Origin of the sequence: Flavobacterium notoginsengisoli (genome assembly GCF_042686225.1) — a bacterium.
GTDB classification, from domain to species: Bacteria; Bacteroidota; Bacteroidia; order Flavobacteriales; family Flavobacteriaceae; genus Flavobacterium; species Flavobacterium notoginsengisoli.
The window spans coordinates 1-1,119 of record NZ_JBHUOT010000028.1; the positions used below are offsets into that span (position 1 = coordinate 1).

Annotated in this window: 1 protein-coding gene; it reads left to right on the forward strand. The window is 41.3% G+C overall.

The features are described from left to right. Positions 1–29: 29 nt before the first annotated feature. Positions 30–1,119, forward strand: a 1,090-nt coding sequence (locus ACFS3A_RS26705; protein ID WP_379828777.1) for a condensation domain-containing protein, incomplete at its 3' end; no start/stop codon positions are given.

Sequence of the window (1,119 nt, forward strand, 5' to 3'; positions counted from 1 at the left end):
GGTCGGAAGGTATACTTAGCCATGAATTTATGGAGCTTTACAGCTCGCTTCAGGCGGGAAGGGAAGCCATGCTTGCGGAACTTCCTCTTCAGTATGCCGACTACGCCATTTGGCAGCGCAAATATCTTGAGGGATCGGTTTTGGAGGATCAGTTAGTATATTGGCAGGAAAAACTAAAAGGGGTAACCACTTTGGCACTTCCGTTAGATTATCCCCGCACTTCTGTCCAAGATAATTCAGGAGCGAATATTTCCTTAACTCTGAATAATGAGATTTGCTCTCTTTTAAGATTGCTTTGCAAGAAAGAAGATGTTACATTATTTATGCTGATGCTTTCGGCCTTTAAGGTTCTTTTGTCCCGATACAGCGGACAGGAAGATATCTGTGTTGGAACCCCTATAGCAAACCGTACCCAGTCGGAGCTTGAAGGTATGATCGGCTTTTTTGTGAACACCCTGGCGCTTCGCAGTGATCTTGGAGGCAATCCAAGTTTCAGGGAACTTTTGGCAAGAGTTAAGGAAACCACTCTTGGGGGTTATGACCACCAGCTTGCACCTTTTGAGAAGGTTGTTGACCGTGTTGTCACCACCCGTGACAGAAACATGACACCGTTGTTTCAGGTATTATTTGCATTACAGAATTCTTCTAAAAATTCAGAAGAATTAGGATTACAAGACATTTCTGTTTCAGGTTACGAATTTGAAAATGTTAAAGCCCAATTTGATTTGATGCTGAGTATCTCGGAGAGTGATTCGGATATTTCACTTGGAATAAATTACAGTACAGCTTTATTTGATAAATCTACTATCGATCGTATGCTGATGCATTACCAGGAGTTGTTGATAAGCATTTGTAGTGATATCACTCAGCCAATCGATAGTCTGTCCATATTGACTTTGGAGGAAGAAAAGCAGTTATTGCATGTTTTTAACAACACTTCCTTTGATTATTCTCAAGATAAAACAGTAGTGGATCTATTCAGGGAGCAGGTCATCAAAACTCCTGAAGCAGCAGCGATTGTTTTTAATGAAGGGAAGATGTCTTATAAGGAACTGGACGAGCGATCCAATCAATTGGCCCATTATTTGAATTCATCTGGTGTGGTTGGAGATTCCAGAA